Source organism: Bacillus sp. CIS52 (assembly GCF_053545315.1).
In genome coordinates this window covers 79,690-95,675 of sequence record NZ_JBIUFR010000002.1, presented here as the reverse complement: position 1 = coordinate 95,675, position 15,986 = coordinate 79,690, and the positions used below count along the sequence as shown (strand labels likewise).

Here is a 15,986-nt window from a genome sequence, read left to right as displayed (position 1 = left end):
CAGTTTTCTCAATTTTTAAAATATAAATTACCGTACTATTGAAAACGCTTTATATTTTGTTATGCTTAAAGGAGATGTGTTTTTATTAAGAACCGACAGGCGGTGAATCAGTGAAACATCATAAAACGTACCATTCTTCATCTATTCAGACAGCAGCCGGTCCTCTTTTGGTAGAAGGGCCCGTTCCTCCAGAGAACTTAGCACAGTATGAGTTTCATGAAGGCCTGACAGCCTTTCGCCTTCCTCATGAACAGCACAAAGCATTAATCGAAATAGCCGGGCTTCCCGAAGGGCGGATCATCATCGCCAGGGACGGAGAGACGATTATCGGCTATGTGACGTATTTATATCCTGATCCGCTTGAACGGTGGTCTGACGGAAATATGGAAGATCTCCTTGAACTCGGGGCGATCGAGGTCGCTCCCGGCTACAGAGGCTGTTCTGTCGGAAAAACTTTGCTGACTGTCAGCATGATGGATGAACAGATGGAACGGTACATCATCATGACGACAGAATATTACTGGCATTGGGATTTAAAAGGGATGAAAAAAGACGTGTGGGAGTACAGAAAGATCATGGAAAAGATGATGAATGCCGGAGGTCTTGTCTGGTTTGCAACGGATGAACCGGAAATCAGCTCTCATCCGGCCAATTGTCTGATGGCCCGCATCGGCAGGCACGTCAGTCAGGAGTCAATTGAACAGTTCGACAGACTTCGTTTTTATCAGCGATTTATGTATTGACTGACATACAAAGGGGATAAAAAGATGATTGCAGAACAAATCATGAAACGGGACGTCATCACCGTCACAAAAAACGACTCCATAGAAACAGCCGTACATAAAATGAAGGCATATCATATCCGCCATCTCCCTGTCATCGACGAAGAACTGCACGTTGCCGGCATCGTCACAGACAGAGACATTAAACAGGCGGGCCCGGGCAGCTTTAAACAAGAAGACCGCGTCGCGTTTCTGACAAACAAAGTGGAAACCATTATGAAACGGAATGTCATCTGCGCCCATCCGCTTGATTTCGTAGAGGAAATATCGGCTTCTTTCTATGAGCATGGCATCGGATGTCTGCCGATTACGGTAAATCATAAGCTGACGGGCATTTTAACCAAAACCGATGTACTCCGGACCTTTGTCAGCCTGACAGGCGCAGCCCAGCCGGGATCACAGGTGGAAATTTTGGTGACGGATATGACCAAAAGTCTTGCTGATCTCAGCTGCATGTGCCGCGATCTTCAGCTGCAAATCTTGAGCGTGCTCGTCTATCCTCATGATTCCGCCGGGGCAAATATACTCGTCTTCCGGGTGAAGACGATGAATCCGCTCCCTTTTATCCGCAGCGTTCATGAAGCCGGGTACAATGTCCTGTGGCCGAAACAATTGAGGGATCAGTCATGAGAGACAGCGTTTTTGTTTACTCGCCTTCTTATCAGACGTATCAATTTCACCAGGATCACCCGTTCAATCAGCAGCGCGTGCTTTTGACATACGAGCTGCTTCAGGCGGCGGACGCGTTTGAAGAGGGAGATATCGCAGCTCCGCGCATGGCCTCTAAAGAAGAGCTGGCACTCGTTCATACAGAGGATTACATACAGGCGGTTGAACTAGCGGGGGCAGGCCGGCTCCCTGCCGCGGAAGGAGAAAGCTACGGGCTCGGAACGGAAGACACCCCCGTTTTTTCCGGCATGCATGAAGCCGCGTCGCTTCTGGTGGGCGGCACTTTAACAGCGGCAGATTATGTCATGACGGGACAGGCGAGGCATGCCTGCAATTTAGGCGGGGGCCTTCACCACGGCTTCCGCGGCAGGGCATCGGGCTTTTGTATTTATAATGACAGCGCCGTGGCCATCCAATACATTCAGAAAAACTACGGGGCAAAAGTGTTATACATTGATACCGACGCTCATCACGGCGACGGCGTTCAATTTACGTTTTACGACAGGCCAGATGTCTGCACAGTTTCATTTCACGAAACCGGGCGTTATTTATTTCCCGGGACGGGACAAGTGCTGGAAAAAGGAAGCGGGCAAGGCTACGGCTATTCTTTTAACATTCCGCTGGACGCTTTCACAGAGGACGATTCCTTTCTTCACGCTTACAAAACGGCCGCTTCAGAAATCGCGGCTTTTTTTAAGCCGGATGTAATCCTGACCCAGAACGGAGCGGACGCCCATTATTACGACCCATTGACACACCTGTCCACTACCATCTCCATTTATCAGGAAATCCCCCGGCTCGCTCACTCATTAGCCCATCAACATTGCAGCGGCAGATGGATCGCGGTCGGCGGAGGCGGATACGATATTTGGCGAGTGGTTCCTAGAGCATGGAGCCGTATATGGCTTGAGATGAAAGGGATTGATCCCGGGGAGCGCATACCGCAGGAGTGGATTCATAAATGGCAGAAACACTCGCCCTATACCCTGCCCGCGTTTTGGAGTGACCCTGAACAATTATATCCTCCGATTCCCCGAAAAGAAGAAATATCAGAAAAAAACGCCCAAACCGTGGAAAAAGCGCTTTTTGCCATCCGGTCTGAACAGCGGTATAAAACAAAATAAAAAAACGACCCTTACGAGGAGGTCGTTTTTTTTATGACAATTTCCACACGGCGGTTTTCATTCATATGACCGGGGCTTTTGTTGTCCTTCACAGGTTTCGTATCCGCGTATCCGACTGAACTAAACCGTTTGGCGGAAAAGTCTTCTTTCGCGGTAAAATACCGGATCACACTCGCCGCTCTTGCAGACGACAGCTCCCAGTTCGACGGGAATTGATAGGTGGAAATCCGGCGGCTGTCCGTATGGCCTTCCACCTGAATGTTATTCGGAATTGTTTTCAAAAGCACTGCGATCTGATGCAGGACTGGTTCGGCGTTTTTCAGCACATCCGCTTTTCCTGTCTGAAATAGAACGGCCTCCTGCAGCACAAGAACCACTCCGCGCTCATCGCGCTTTGCCGTTAATTTGGAACTCAAATGGTGCGATTTTATGTATGTTTTCACGTTCTGCAGCAGCAAATCCTGTTCTTTATTTTCGTTTGCTTTGTCTGATGACGCCGAAACACCCCCGCTGCCGTTTGTATGAATCGATGAAACGGCTGATTGAAATTTTTCCGCGTCTATTTGCGACATCGAAAAAAGCAATATAAAGAACACGAGAATGAGCGTGATCAAGTCAGCGAACGTCACCATCCATCTTGGTGAACCGCCGGAATTTTCCGGTTTGTTTCTTCTTTCAAAACGCTCTTTTCTAAGCTTCATGGACAGCGCCCTTTTTCTTGTTCGCAGGCTGCCCTTTACGCCAGTCTTCTCTTGAGCTGAAAACGACAAGCTGACTTTCGAGGTTGCGGGGATTTTTTCCCGATTGGATGCCGACAACCCCTTCGATCATAACCTGTTTGATGAAAATTTCACTTTCCGTTTTTTCTTCAAGCTTTGCCGCGATAGGGATAAACACGAGATTGGCAAGCAGCGCGCCGTACAGCGTCGTCAATAGCGCAACAGCCATGTTCGGCCCGAGGGTATGCGGGTCATTTAAATTTTTAAGCATGAGCACGAGTCCGACAAGCGTCCCAATCATTCCCCAGGCGGGCGCGAAATCACCAGCTTTTTCAAAAACGCGCCTTCCTTTTCTGTGTCGTTCTTCCATCGCGGCGATCTCAGAATCCATCACCAGCCGGATCGTTTCTTCATCCCAGCCGTCAATCGCAAGCAAAAGCCCTTTTTTCAAAAACGGATCCTTGATCTCGCGCGCCCGGTCCTCCAGAGACAGCAGCCCCTGTCTTCGCGCCTGCTCCGCAAGGCTGACGAATACTCTGACAAGGTCCTTCACATTGTCATCCTGACGGGAAAATACCTGTTTTAAAACAGAAGGGGTTTTCTTTAAATCCCGAGGCGGAAAGCTGATAAAGACCGCCGCGGCAAGGCCGCCTGTGACGATTAAAAAAGAAGTCAGATCTAAAAATGAACTGATTCCCGCAAGTCCCGTTCCTGAGAGAATTCCGATTGCGACAATAATACATCCTAACATAAATCCAACGGGTGTCAGATAATCAAAACGTTTCATATCTTCTCCTTACTCAAGTAAAAAAGCAAGATTCCACTCCTCAGAGTGAAGCTTGCTTTTCCGTTTTTTTATGACTTTGTTGATTGTCTTAATTCGATGCGGTGAGGCAGCTCGACGATATGCTCTTCAACCGGCTCTTTGTTCATCAGTTTTGTCAAAAGCCTCATCGCCACGGCGCCGATATCGTAAGTAGGCTGCACGACTGTGGAAAGCTGAGGGCGGACCATCAGGCTCAATCTCGTATTGTCAAAACCGATAATATCAAGATCGTCAGGAATCGACAGGCCTTGATCCTGAGCCGCATGAATAATGCCGAGCGCCATTTCATCCGTTGCAGAAAGGATTGCCGTCGGCTTCCGCTCAAGGCCCATTAAGCTTTGAAGCGCCTCCATTCCGGAATCATAGGTGTAATCGCCTTCCGCTACGAACTGCTCATTAAACGGGATGCCCGCTTCTTCAAGCGCCCGTCTGTACCCTTGCAGTTTTTTCGAGCGGTTGATCGGCTCTGCCATCGGTCCGGAGACAAATGCGATATCGCGATGCCCTTTCTCAATGAAAAGCTTAACGGCATCATAAATCGCCTGTTCATAATCAATGGCGACAGAAGGCGTCTCTGCCTGTTCTTCCACTGATGCCGCCAATACGATCGGCACAGGAGAGCGCTTAAATTCTTCGACATGCTCGTCCGTAATGTTGCCGCCCATAAATACGATACCGTCCACTTGTTTGCCAAGCATCGTGTTTAACAGGTGCAGTTCCTTCTCGAGGTTTTGGTCCGAGTTGCTTAAAATAATATTATATTTGTACATCGTCGCGATATCTTCAATTCCCCGGGCAAGTTCCGAGTAGAAAATGCTTGAGATATCAGGGATGATGACGCCGACCGTTGTCGTTTTTTTGCTTGCCAGTCCTCTTGCCACCGCGTTCGGGCGGTAGCCGAGCCGGTCAATGGCTTCCAATACTTTTTTTCTGGTCGTCGGTTTTACATTCGGATTGCCGTTTACGACGCGGGAAACAGTCGCCATGCTGACATTTGCTTCTCTGGCCACATCGTATATCGTAATGTTGCTCACTGAAACCACTCCTTTTACTGGATACACTTATCCTTATCTATAGCATAAACACTTTATGTAAAGAAATGTCGTGCGTTTTCGCATTCTGTCGTTTATGGTTGTAAGCGTAAGTCAGTAGTGTACATTATTTTTCATTATTCATCAAATTTAAATACTTCTCATGAAATTATACACGTTTTTCCCAGTGATGAAAACGTTCACTTCCATTTTATAATTAAATAAAATGAAGAAACGAAAAAGGGCCGCACGAGGCGGCCCTTAAAGAACGGAACACTTTATTATGCTTTTACTTTCACCATCGGCTTTAATTCGTTCAGCCATTTCTCGAATTCAGGTATATCCATCTGCTGTGCAGAGTCTGAAAGGGCAACGGAAGGATCAGGGTGAACTTCGGCCATCACGCCGTCAGCGCCGATCGCAAGCGCCGCTTTTGCTGTCGGAAGCAGGAGATCGCGGCGGCCTGTTGAATGTGTGACGTCAACAAACACCGGCAAGTGAGTTTCCTGTTTCAAAATCGGCACGGCAGAAATGTCAAGCGTGTTTCTCGTTGCTGTTTCGTACGTTCTGATTCCGCGCTCACAAAGAATGATTTGGTCGTTTCCTTGTGACATGATGTATTCAGCTGCATTGATGAATTCTGAAATCGTTGCGGCAAGACCGCGTTTTAACAATACCGGCTTTTTAACCGAACCGGCGGCTTTCAGCAATTCAAAGTTTTGCATGTTACGTGCGCCGATCTGAATGACGTCAATGTAATCAATCGCTTGCTCAATGTGGGCAGGCGTAACGATTTCACTGATCACCGCGAGGTCATATTCATCAGCGACGCGTTTGAGGATCTGCAGGCCTTCTACGCCGAGACCTTGGAAATCATACGGGCTTGTGCGGGGTTTGAACGCACCTCCGCGCAGGATTTTAATGCCTTGTTTTTTCGCAGCGGCCGCTACTTCCGCAACCTGCTCATAGCTTTCTACGGCACAAGGACCGACGATGAATCTCTGATCGCCGTCACCGACTTTTTCGCCTTTAATGTCAACGATCGTATCTTCTGCTTTTTTCTTCCGGGAGACGAGCAACGCTTTGCTGTGATCCTCTTCTTGAAGCTCAAGGCCGGCTTTGAAAATTTCTTTGAAAATATGCTGGATTGTTGAGTTTTCAAACGGGCCGTCATTGCTTTCAATAATGCGGTTAAGCATTGTACGCTCTCTGACGGGGTCAAATCGGTTGACACCCTGTGCTTCTTTGGCTTTACCGATTTCTTTTACAACGGCTCCGCGTTCATTGATTAATTTAAGGATTTGTAAGTTTAGTGCGTCTGCCTGCTGTCTTAGGCTCTCTAATTCCTTGTTGCTCATCTTTTTCATCCCTTCTATGCTATGTTTTATTTTAATGGTTAACATGCATCTTACTATAGTTATGCGAAAATAGGAATATGAAACAATAAATTTTTTCACATTTCACTTTATTACCAAAACGCTTTTAAGCTTTTATGCGTTGAAGTAACGTATATTGATATCCTACATGATATGGCTGAAATGATCAATAGTTTTTTTCAAAAAAAAACCGCCGGTATCATCCGGCGGTCAGCAAATTATGAAAGGTGCTGCTCTATTGCGTTTTTTGTGATTTTGGAATGAGACGCGTGCCATTTCACTTCGCCGTTTGTAATGACGAATACTTGCGGGCTTTCATGTTTCACGCCGTATGTCTCGGCGATATAGTTTGAAAGCGGCCGGCTGTCCTGCACCTGCAGGTAATAAGAAGGCACTTCTGAATGCTCCGATGCAAAGGCGTCAAACTCCTGAAACGCCGCTTGGCTGATCGGGCAGGTTGTGCTGTGTTTCAAAAACACGAACGTGCTTTCTTTCTCAGCGGCATTTTTGAACTCTTCTTCTGACGATATCAGCTGCTTTGTCATGTCTGTTATCTCTCCTTATTGAAGATCAGCGATTTGCCTGACCGGCTTTTTCCCCGGCGTCTTCCGCTTCGGCTTTGATGCTTTGGGCCGTGTCCTGCATTTCGCTTCTCGTCTCTTCGGCTTTCTCGGTTAGTGTGCTCTTAGAACGGTCTTTTAAATCCTTCACTTTATTCATAATCTGGCCTGACTGATCAGCTACCAGCTGGGTGATGTTAGATGTTTTATCCTTGGCGATGCTGACATATTGAGAGCCTTTTTCTTTCGCGTCGGCCGTCATTCTGTCCGTCTTATCCTTCAATGCGGAAGCCTGGCTGCCGAGATCGTCGCGCAGTTCCTTGCCTGATTTAGGCGCCAGAAACAATGCCGTTGTCGCGCCGATAATTCCCCCGATCAGCGTTCCGATTAAAAAATCCTTACTATTGATTCCATCTTTGCTCATTATGATTCCTCCTTAGTGGATTTTTCTTATGATTAAAGCGATGTTTTTTTCTTTTGCTTCCACTTGTCCCATATTTCCATAGCGGCCTGGCTCCAGGTGACAACCTGACTGATCTTATCCTGGTTCTCTCTGACAGAGGCTGAAACGGAACCGGCTGCCTGCTTTATGGATGTATTAAACTGCTGGACGGAAGTTCCCACTTCCTGCACAGCATGGACAACCGTATTTAATTTCTCTGATTTTTCCTGAATGTCTTCCGCGAGACGGTTTGTCTTATGTAACAGCTCAGTTGTCTCTGCGGTAATGCCCTTCATCTGCCCTTCAAGGCCGTCTAAAGTCGACGCTACGTTTGTTAAGGTCATCTGCACGGACTTTAATGTTTTTGACAGATAAATGACGAGGATGAGAAATGCTACGGCAATGAGTGCGACACTTAAGTAAAGAATGATAATCATCTAATACCTCCTTATTGCAGGATATAATGGTATATACCCAATTATTAAAATGATAAACATATATGAAAGGGGCTGTATGTATACTATTTCTCCGTTTATCGGTAAATCCCTTTGCAGCACGCGCAAAAAAGCAGTGAGAGCCCCACTGCTTTTTTTGTTACGCTATGACGTTTTCATAGGCCCTCATATATTTTTGAATGTCTCCGGCGCCCATAAAGATCAGCACTGCGTCTTTATGCGCTTTTAACACGGATGTGTCATTCTCTTCAATGAGTTCTGCGTTATCGATTTTTTCCTGCAGATCCGTGATGGTGAGTTTGCCGACGTTCTCGCGGGCAGAGCCGAAAATGTCGCACAGATACACACGATCGGCCGCGCTCAAGCTTTCTGCAAATTCATCAAGGAATGATTGCGTCCGTGTAAACGTATGCGGCTGGAATACCGCGATGATTTCACGTTCCGGATATTTTTGGCGCGCCGCTTCAATGGTGACTTTAATTTCAGTCGGATGGTGGGCGTAGTCGTCTATCAGCACCTGGCTGCCGATCACTTTTTCATTGAATCTGCGTTTGACGCCGCCGAATGATTCAAGTCCGCGCTTAATCATGTTCACGTCTATCTCTTCATAGTGGCAGAGCGCAATGACCGCTAATGAATTGAGGACATTGTGATGGCCGTATGCCGGGATGTAGAACGTATCGTAAAACGTATTGCGGACAAATACGTCAAATGTCGTGCCTTCCGTATTTTTTACGATGTTTCTCGCTTGAAAATCGTTTTCTTCTCCCGTGCCGTAATAAACGACAGGCACATTGGCGTGAATTTTCGGCAGATACTCGTCATCACCGCAGGCAATGATGCCTTTGTTGACTTGAAGCGCCATGTTTTGGAAAGCATCAAACACATCGTCAATGTTGGCGAAATAATCAGGGTGGTCAAAATCAATATTCGTCATGATCGCATAATCAGGCTGATAGCTTAAGAAATGACGGCGGTACTCGCAGGCTTCAAATACAAAGTATTCGCTGCTTTCATTTCCTCTGCCCGTCCCGTCTCCGATAAGAAACGAAGTCGGCTTCGCCTGCTGCATCACGTGTGCCAAGAGACCCGTAGTGGACGTCTTGCCGTGTGCGCCCGTAACCGCGACACTTGTGTATTTTTTCATATATTCAGCTAAAAATTTATGATATCTGATAACAGGAATTCCTTCAGCGAGCGCCTTTGCGATTTCCGGATGAGAATCAGGGAATGCGTTTCCGGCGATTACCGTTAAGCCCGGTTTGATGTTATCGGGGCTGAACGGATAGATCGGGATATTTCTTTTTTCAAGGGCAGCCTGAGTAAAAATCTGCTTCTCGATATCCGATCCCTGCACCTGATACCCTGTATCATGCAGGATTTGAGCAAGCGGGCTCATACCTGTCCCTTTTATTCCAACAAAATGATAAACAGTCATAATCGTACCTCCAACAAACGTCTATCTGTTCCCCAGTATATGACGCTCATTTCATTTTGCGACCGCCGCGGGCGAAAAGCCCGCACAGCGGCGCTTCCATTTATTTTTACGTTATCGTCAGTATCTGTAACTTTCTTTTTGATTAAACCTGCCGCATGATATTTCAGCGCGTGACAGTGATGCTGTTTGATGGTCCATCCATTATCATACCATGTTTGTGAGAAAAATGAACGATATTCTTATTCTTGAGTAATGTCAGCAGCCGTAATCAGCACTTCGCGGGGTTTGCTGCCCTTTGCTTCTGAGATCATGCCTTCAGCTTCCATCATGTCAATCAGCCTCGCCGCACGGTTATAGCCGATCCTGAACCTTCTTTGAAGGCTGGAGGTGCTGGCGCTGTTTTGCTCCACGACAAATTGGCACGCCTCAGGAAACAGCTCGTCCTCTTCCTTGAGGGCAGTTCCCTGCCTGATCAGTTCTTCCTGTTCAAACAAATAAGAAGGCGGGAGCTGCTTTCTGACATGAGAGACGACGCGGTCGATCTCGCTGTCTGACACAAAGTTGCCCTGCAGACGCACCGGTTTTCCGGTACCGTTTTCCCAGTAAAGCATGTCGCCTTTTCCGAGCAGCTTTTCCGCCCCCGCCATGTCGATAATCGTTCTGGAATCGACCTGACTTGAGACGGAGAATGCGATCCTCGTCGGGATGTTCGCCTTGATCATGCCGGTAATGACATCGACAGACGGACGCTGTGTCGCGACGAGGAGATGAATGCCGCAGGCTCTCGCTTTCTGCGCGATTCTGGCAATGCTTTCTTCCACATCGTTCGGCGCGACCATCATTAAATCGGCAAGCTCATCAATAACCACTACGAGGTACGGGAGCTTTTCGCCTGTATTATGATCAGCCGTTAATTCATTAAAGCGGCCGATATCTCTCACACCTGAATGAGCAAACAGTTCATACCGCCGTTCCATCTCTTCCACAACCCATTTTAACGCCGCGGTTGCGGCTTTGGCGTCCGTGATGACGGGGCTGACTAAATGCGGAATTTGGTTATAAGGCGCAAGCTCGACCATTTTCGGATCAATCAAAAGCATTTTGACATCGCTCGGATCTGCTTTATAAAGCAGACTGACCAAAATGGTATTGATGCAGACGCTTTTTCCCGATCCTGTCGCACCCGCAATCAAGCCGTGCGGCATTTTTTTCAAATCAATGACGACCGGGTTGCCGGAAATATCGACACCGAGCGCGGCTGTAAGCGGAGACGGATTCGTCCTGAAAGCGGCGCTTCTGATCATCTGCCGTAAATCAACGACCTTGCTTACGCGGTTCGGAACTTCAATGCCGATCGTGTTTTTGCCGGGGATCGGCGCCTCAATCCGAATATCTTTGGCAGATAAACTCAGCTTTATATCATCTGCTAAGTTTGTAATTTTGTTTACTTTCACTCCCGGCTCAGGATGCACTTCAAATCTTGTGACGGACGGGCCTTGTGTGACATGAACGACTTGGGCGCGTACATTAAAGTTTTTCAGTGTAACGTTTAAAAGCTCGCGCTGTTCTTCAATCCATGATTGGTCGTCATGTCTCTGCGCCGGCGGTACGTCCAGAAGCGACAGATTCGGAAAAACATAGCCCGCTCCGCCCTCTGGCGTCTTCGCCTGCTTGTGTTTATCGCTTTTGAGCATCATGACGTTAAACGGAACACTGCGTTCTTTCGGCCGCTCCGCCGTTTTCACGGGCTGTTCGTAATTCTTCGTTTTTTCTTCGGCAGGCGGGGACGGGGCTTCGGCCGGATCGATGACTGCAGATTCAGGCTCCGGTTCAGAATGCTGAGGGGCTTCGTTGAACTCAGGCTGTTCATCTGCTTTTTGTTCCGCGTCAGCCTCAGGCGATTCAGACTGCGGCTGAACTTCCTCTTCATTCCCCGGTTCTGAGTATGTATATACCGGTTCCCCAGCGGTTTCAAAAGCTTGATCGGCTTCCGTCTCAGGCTGCTGATACTCCTCCTGCTGCGGCGCTTGTTCTTCCGTGTGTTCAGACGGCCGGGACGCTTCATACTCAGTCTCATTTAAAGGCTGCGGCTCGGTTTGTTCCAGCTCTTGTTGATCTGTATAGCCTTCAGGTTCCGTGCTTTCCGGCTGCTGCAGGTCCTTAGCCTGGCGCGGTTCTGATGCACTGTACACTTGCTCTTTTGCATTCTCAGCCTCAGTGTGCGGCTGCTCTTTTTTGGCGGCCTGGAATTCTTCCGTTTCTTGTTTCACAGACGGTTCCGGCCGGGTGTCCGTCTGTTTTGTTATGCCGGATGCTGTGAATGCGGGCTCTTTTTCCGTTTCCTGACCGGACTTTGGCGGAACAAATTGCTCCTCTGACAGCAATGTCACGCTCTCTTCACGCTGCTTTTGCGGATTAGGCGCTTTTTTAATGCTGTGCTGAGATTGAAAACCGTAGACCGGTGAAGGAATTGATGACGGTTTAAAGGGCTTTTTCACCGGCTCCGGCTCTTCATATGTATGCTGTTTCCGCTCCCGCTCCGTATGCTCCGTCGCGGCGGCATATCCCCGGGACGGCTGGCGGCGGCGTTCATGCCTTTCCTGCTGTCTTTGTTCCGTTCGCTTATAGCCATCCGGAACGACTGGAAAGCGGAAATTCCCTTTCGGATATTCGTAATATATTTTAGGATCTTCCATGCGCGTTAATTTGCCTTCTGGCTGATCCGGTATCTGCTGTTTCGGGATTTGGGCATGTGTGTTCGGTTCATGTTCATGCTCTTCTTCTTTTTCACCTAAAAATAAGTCAAAAAATTTATTCAGCCAACTCATGTTTAATCACTCTCTAACTCCCTTATTAGTAGTCTGGGACGATATTTAGTATACCACTGCCGGGCCGCTCAGAAAAGATTAAGCTCCCAACTGAAGAAAGCCGTTAAGCAGGCCTGCTTAACGGCTTTCTCTCACATCATTCGATTCTGTGCGCTTATTTATGGGAGTTAGAATTGAAATGCTTCGCCGGCCTCACGGCTGTCTTCAAGAACGAGAATGCCTTTTTCCGACGGTGCATCCGGCAAAGCGAGTTCTTTCGCGGAGCAGATCATGCCGCTTGACGGAACGCCTCTTAATTCAGCGTCTTTAATGACAAGTCCGCTCGGCATCACCGCGCCGACTTTAGCAACGACGACTTTTTGTCCTTTGTCTACGTTCGGCGCGCCGCAAACGATTTGAAGGGTTTCCTCTCCCACATTCACTTGGCAGATATTCAGTTTATCCGCATTCGGATGTTTTTCTTTCGATTCAACAAGACCGACAACAAATTTCGGAGAAAGATCAACTGTCAGCGTTTCTGAAACGCCGTTTCTGTTCAGTATTTCATTCACGTCCTGAACGAATGTCTCAGACAAAGCGACAGGGCCGTTGTCCTCAATCTGTAAATAAGAAGATACGTTAAAAATATTAAAGCCCGTCGTTTCTTTTGTTTCTTTGTTAAAGATTCTGACGACATCGCCTTCTCTTTCATAGCCGATTTCTTCACGTGCTGCATCTTTAAGAGAGATCAGAAGCGTATCTCCCACACCTTCTTTATTGTAAAAAGCGTTCATAAGAAAAATCCTTTCTAATCCTTTTTCGGCCGGCTTTTCGCCATGATAAACACAGGTTCCAGTCTGCCTTCATTATAGAGAAATGAAAGGGCCGTAATCGGCACCGTGCCGCTTGCAAAGAAGCTCATGGACATTTGCCCTAAAATATCATAACCCGATTCATTTCGAATGTCAGCAAGTATTAATACATCCTGATGCGGGACAGAAATCGCTAATTCGCCTTCAGCGGCCTGTTTGTATTCATGAAGAATCGAATCATTGAGAATCCGGCTGGCGTCATAGCCGTCATTCGCTCTGAAAAAATAAAAATAATTGCCCGCAACCGTATCCTGCTTCACGACCGAAGGGAGCGAGCGGAGATTGAATGATGCCGTTTCCCTGATCCGTTCTTTTGTCCAGTTTTCTTTCTCAAGCATCCGGCTGTCAATTAAGCGGTACGTCTTGCCGAGATCAAGCGCGTAGTAGATTCTGGTTTCGGCGGTATGGTCATCATACACGAGCGGAATGCCGTCGCCCGTTTGATCAGGAAATGACGTGGAGCGGATCACCGGATAAATTCCGGCTTCCTTTCCGGACATCTCCTGTCCGCTTCCTCCCATCGCCTCCATCGCTTCAGACACATAGTAGACGATCTCGTCGATCGCTTCTTCTTTTTTCGTCTCCCACTTGGCGATGATCGGCGGAAGTTCTAATGTGATGCCTTTTTTGGTCGTTTGATCCTCAACACGGAGGGTGTCTTTTTCTCTGTCAAAAAAGAAGGATCGGTTCTCGTGCTGCAGGCGCTGTTTTAATAGATCCGACAGCTTCCTCGACGTCATCTTCAAAGCCCGTGGCCTCCTTTATGCTTTAGCAAGGGAATCGGTTAAAAATTGCTCGATTTCTTCTTTCGTTTTGCGGTCTTTGCTGACGAAGCGGTTTACTTCTTTTCCTCCGTTAAATACCACAAAACTCGGAATGCCGTAGATTTCCCATTCCGCACATGTATCGATAAATTGATCGCGGTCTACGTAGTAATAAGTGAATTCAGGAAAATCCGCTTCCAGCTCAGGGAGAAACGGCTCCACAAAGCGGCAGTCCGGGCACCAATCTGCAGAAAACATAAATACCGCCCAATCGTCCTGTACCGCTTTTTGCAATTCTTCCGTGCTTTCAATCTTTTTCATTGTCATTCCTCCATCTGGATTTTGAGTTTTTTTGTATGCTGATGTTTGTCCAATTGGATCATACCAGACTGTTTACAGCAAGACCAACTATATGCAATATCATTATCATATTTCATTTGCATTATCAAGCAAGTTTCGTTTACCATTTGGCTTATAGCCGTACGAAAATCTGAATATGGAATAAGGAGGAGCAAAAGATGCAGTTTGTCGTATATTTAGCCGGTGAAATCCACAGCGATTGGCGGAACGAGATCAAGAACAAAGCAAAAGCGCTGCACCTGCCGATTACGTTTGTCGGACCGATGGAAAACCATGAGCGCTCAGACAATATCGGAGAAGAGATTATGGGCGAGCAGCCTGATTCTGTTTTAAAGGACGCCAGAGCCTCTGATATCAACAATTTCCGTACAGAGGTGCTGATGGAAAAAGCCGATTTTGTGATCGCCCTGTTTGGCGAGAAATATAAACAGTGGAATACCGCAATGGATGCTTCTTATGCCATCGCAAAAGGCAAGCCGCTCATTCTGATCCGTCCGAAAGAGCTGCACCATCCGCTGAAAGAGCTTTCCGGCAAAGCGAATATTACGGTGGAAACCGTCAATCAAGCGATGAAAGCACTCTCTTATTTATTTGAAACAGAATAAGCAGGCCGCCTTATGCGGGCCTGCTTATTTTTTCACACATTTTCTCTGATCGTTTCAACCGTCTGCTTGTCACTCGCCATGACCAGCTTAATGAGCATTTCTTTCGCCGCGGCATAATCATCGACATGGATGATGGCGGCATTTGTATGAATGTATCTTGAACAAATGCCGATGACGGCTGACGGAACCCCGCTGTTTGATATGTGAACCCGCCCGGCATCCGTTCCTCCGCCGGAAGCGAAATATTGATAAGGGATATTGTGCGTTTCCGCCATATCAAGGACGAACTCTCTCATCCCGCGGTGCATGACCGTCGTTCTGTCGAGTATGCGGAGCAGCACTCCCTCACCGAGACGGCCGAACAGCTCCTTATCGCCGCTCATATCATTTGCCGGGCTTGCATCAAGCGCGAAGAAGAGATCAGGCTGAATCATGTTGGCCGCTGTCTGCGCCCCTCTCAGGCCGACTTCCTCCTGAACGGTGGCCCCGGCGTACAGGTTGTTCGGCAGCTCTTTTCCGTGCAGCTCTTTTAATAATTCAATGCTTAATCCGCATCCGTAGCGGTTATCCCACGCTTTGGACAATATTTTCTTCTCGTTGGCCATCGGAGTGAACGGGCATACCGGCACGACCTGCTGACCCGGTCTGATCCCCATTCTGACCGCGTCCTCTCTGTCATCTGCACCGATATCAATCATCATATTTTTGATCTCCATCGGCTTTGCGCGCTGGGCATCCGTTAAAATGTGGGGCGGGATGCTTGAGATGACGCCGATGACAGGTCCGTTATCCGTCTGAACCTCGACGCGCTGGGCCAGAAGCACTTGACTCCACCAGCCGCCGAGCGTCTGAAATCTCAGCATGCCGTTATCCGTAATCTGCGTTACCATAAATCCGACTTCATCCATATGGCCTGCTACCATAATAGTGGGCGCATCTTCAGCACCGCGCCTTACGCCGAAAACACTTCCGAGTCTGTCCTGCACGATGTCATCCGCATATTTCGCAAGTTCCCGTTTCATAAAGGAGCGGACCTGATGTTCATTTCCCGGTGCGCCGGGAAGCTGCGTCAGCGTCCGGAAAAGCGTTTTCGTTTCCTCATTCATATTTTCCCCTCATTTCTATGTAATGCTTTTATTTTATTAGAAAAACAACT

At 47.8% G+C, this 15,986-nt stretch carries 17 protein-coding genes; 4 read left to right on the top strand and 13 right to left on the bottom strand.

The features are described from left to right. Positions 1–110 precede the first annotated feature (110 nt). From ACH32G_RS10370 to ACH32G_RS10360, 3 genes are read left to right on the top strand one after another with little or no spacing between them, the layout of a single operon-like run. Positions 111–743 (top strand): GNAT family N-acetyltransferase, encoded by a 633-nt coding sequence (locus tag ACH32G_RS10370; RefSeq protein ID WP_198698025.1) that lies wholly within the window; start codon positions 111–113, stop codon positions 741–743. Between the two features lie 24 nt (positions 744–767). Continuing rightward, positions 768–1,412: an acetoin utilization AcuB family protein gene (locus tag ACH32G_RS10365; protein ID WP_049627185.1), complete on the top strand. Its 645-nt coding sequence runs from the start codon at positions 768–770 to the stop codon at positions 1,410–1,412. Further along, a complete protein-coding gene (locus tag ACH32G_RS10360) occupies positions 1,409–2,575 on the top strand; it encodes an acetoin utilization protein AcuC (RefSeq protein WP_448814324.1) in 1,167 nt (388 codons plus the stop codon). The genes ACH32G_RS10365 and ACH32G_RS10360 overlap by 4 nt, the downstream gene beginning before the upstream one ends. A gap of 11 nt (positions 2,576–2,586) precedes the next feature. On the opposite strand, the gene motS is transcribed toward ACH32G_RS10360, so the two are convergent. From motS to ACH32G_RS10300, 12 genes are all read right to left on the bottom strand, one after another. Continuing rightward, positions 2,587–3,276 (bottom strand): flagellar motor protein MotS, encoded by a 690-nt coding sequence (motS, locus tag ACH32G_RS10355; RefSeq protein WP_415273242.1) that lies wholly within the window; start codon positions 3,274–3,276, stop codon positions 2,587–2,589. Continuing rightward, positions 3,266–4,081 carry a flagellar motor protein MotP gene (gene motP / locus ACH32G_RS10350; protein ID WP_045926811.1) on the bottom strand — a complete coding sequence of 272 codons (816 nt, stop codon included), beginning with the start codon at positions 4,079–4,081 and terminating at the stop codon, positions 3,266–3,268. The genes motS and motP overlap by 11 nt, the downstream gene beginning before the upstream one ends. 68 nt (positions 4,082–4,149) lie before the next feature. Next, complete coding sequence (gene ccpA / locus ACH32G_RS10345; RefSeq protein ID WP_016938547.1) at positions 4,150–5,154, bottom strand: catabolite control protein A; 1,005 nt, start codon at positions 5,152–5,154, stop codon at positions 4,150–4,152. 278 nt (positions 5,155–5,432) lie between these two features. After that, positions 5,433–6,509 (bottom strand): bifunctional 3-deoxy-7-phosphoheptulonate synthase/chorismate mutase, encoded by a 1,077-nt coding sequence (locus tag ACH32G_RS10340; protein ID WP_016938546.1) that lies wholly within the window; start codon positions 6,507–6,509, stop codon positions 5,433–5,435. Between the two features lie 236 nt (positions 6,510–6,745). Beyond that, complete coding sequence (gene ytxJ / locus ACH32G_RS10335; RefSeq protein WP_064777628.1) at positions 6,746–7,072, bottom strand: bacillithiol system redox-active protein YtxJ; 327 nt, start codon at positions 7,070–7,072, stop codon at positions 6,746–6,748. Positions 7,073–7,097: 25 nt separating this feature from the next. Further along, positions 7,098–7,511 carry a YtxH domain-containing protein gene (locus tag ACH32G_RS10330; protein WP_003152380.1) on the bottom strand — a complete coding sequence of 138 codons (414 nt, stop codon included), beginning with the start codon at positions 7,509–7,511 and terminating at the stop codon, positions 7,098–7,100. A 32-nt stretch (positions 7,512–7,543) separates the two neighbouring features. After that, positions 7,544–7,966, bottom strand: a complete 423-nt coding sequence (locus tag ACH32G_RS10325) for a DUF948 domain-containing protein (protein WP_016938543.1) — start codon at positions 7,964–7,966, stop codon at positions 7,544–7,546. A 157-nt stretch (positions 7,967–8,123) separates the two neighbouring features. Beyond that, positions 8,124–9,422, bottom strand: a complete 1,299-nt coding sequence (gene murC, locus ACH32G_RS10320) for a UDP-N-acetylmuramate--L-alanine ligase (protein ID WP_016938542.1) — start codon at positions 9,420–9,422, stop codon at positions 8,124–8,126. A gap of 239 nt (positions 9,423–9,661) precedes the next feature. After that, a complete protein-coding gene (locus ACH32G_RS10315; RefSeq protein WP_448814323.1) occupies positions 9,662–12,250 on the bottom strand; it encodes a DNA translocase FtsK in 2,589 nt (862 codons plus the stop codon). A 167-nt stretch (positions 12,251–12,417) separates the two neighbouring features. Continuing rightward, positions 12,418–13,023, bottom strand: a complete 606-nt coding sequence (gene ytpR / locus ACH32G_RS10310; RefSeq protein WP_045926435.1) for a YtpR family tRNA-binding protein — start codon at positions 13,021–13,023, stop codon at positions 12,418–12,420. Positions 13,024–13,037: 14 nt separating this feature from the next. Continuing rightward, entirely contained in the window at positions 13,038–13,847 is an 810-nt protein-coding gene (locus tag ACH32G_RS10305; protein ID WP_016938539.1) for a DUF1444 domain-containing protein, read from the bottom strand. Positions 13,848–13,862: 15 nt separating this feature from the next. Beyond that, positions 13,863–14,186: a thioredoxin family protein gene (locus ACH32G_RS10300; protein ID WP_003152373.1), complete on the bottom strand. Its 324-nt coding sequence runs from the start codon at positions 14,184–14,186 to the stop codon at positions 13,863–13,865. 197 nt (positions 14,187–14,383) lie between these two features. Between ACH32G_RS10300 and ACH32G_RS10295 the strand changes: the two genes are divergently transcribed. Further along, entirely contained in the window at positions 14,384–14,830 is a 447-nt protein-coding gene (locus ACH32G_RS10295) for a YtoQ family protein (RefSeq protein ID WP_016938538.1), read from the top strand. Between the two features lie 32 nt (positions 14,831–14,862). On the opposite strand, the gene ACH32G_RS10290 is transcribed toward ACH32G_RS10295, so the two are convergent. Further along, on the bottom strand, positions 14,863–15,936 hold the full coding sequence (locus ACH32G_RS10290) for a M42 family metallopeptidase (RefSeq protein WP_198698028.1): 1,074 nt from the start codon (positions 15,934–15,936) through the stop codon (positions 14,863–14,865). Between the last annotated feature and the right edge of the window lie 50 nt (positions 15,937–15,986).

Coding starts and splice junctions, on each gene's coding strand:
- ACH32G_RS10365 (WP_049627185.1), top strand. CDS start 768: ATGATTGCAGAACAAATCATGAAACGGGACGTCATCACCGTCACAAAA.
- ACH32G_RS10360 (WP_448814324.1), top strand. CDS start 1,409: ATGAGAGACAGCGTTTTTGTTTACTCGCCTTCTTATCAGACGTATCAA.
- motS (WP_415273242.1), bottom strand. CDS start 3,276: ATGAAGCTTAGAAAAGAGCGTTTTGAAAGAAGAAACAAACCGGAAAAT.
- motP (WP_045926811.1), bottom strand. CDS start 4,081: ATGAAACGTTTTGATTATCTGACACCCGTTGGATTTATGTTAGGATGT.
- ACH32G_RS10340 (WP_016938546.1), bottom strand. CDS start 6,509: ATGAGCAACAAGGAATTAGAGAGCCTAAGACAGCAGGCAGACGCACTA.
- ytxJ (WP_064777628.1), bottom strand. CDS start 7,072: ATGACAAAGCAGCTGATATCGTCAGAAGAAGAGTTCAAAAATGCCGCT.
- ACH32G_RS10330 (WP_003152380.1), bottom strand. CDS start 7,511: ATGAGCAAAGATGGAATCAATAGTAAGGATTTTTTAATCGGAACGCTG.
- ACH32G_RS10325 (WP_016938543.1), bottom strand. CDS start 7,966: ATGATTATCATTCTTTACTTAAGTGTCGCACTCATTGCCGTAGCATTT.
- murC (WP_016938542.1), bottom strand. CDS start 9,422: ATGACTGTTTATCATTTTGTTGGAATAAAAGGGACAGGTATGAGCCCG.
- ACH32G_RS10315 (WP_448814323.1), bottom strand. CDS start 12,250: ATGAGTTGGCTGAATAAATTTTTTGACTTATTTTTAGGTGAAAAAGAA.
- ytpR (WP_045926435.1), bottom strand. CDS start 13,023: ATGAACGCTTTTTACAATAAAGAAGGTGTGGGAGATACGCTTCTGATC.
- ACH32G_RS10300 (WP_003152373.1), bottom strand. CDS start 14,186: ATGAAAAAGATTGAAAGCACGGAAGAATTGCAAAAAGCGGTACAGGAC.
- ACH32G_RS10295 (WP_016938538.1), top strand. CDS start 14,384: ATGCAGTTTGTCGTATATTTAGCCGGTGAAATCCACAGCGATTGGCGG.
- ACH32G_RS10290 (WP_198698028.1), bottom strand. CDS start 15,936: ATGAATGAGGAAACGAAAACGCTTTTCCGGACGCTGACGCAGCTTCCC.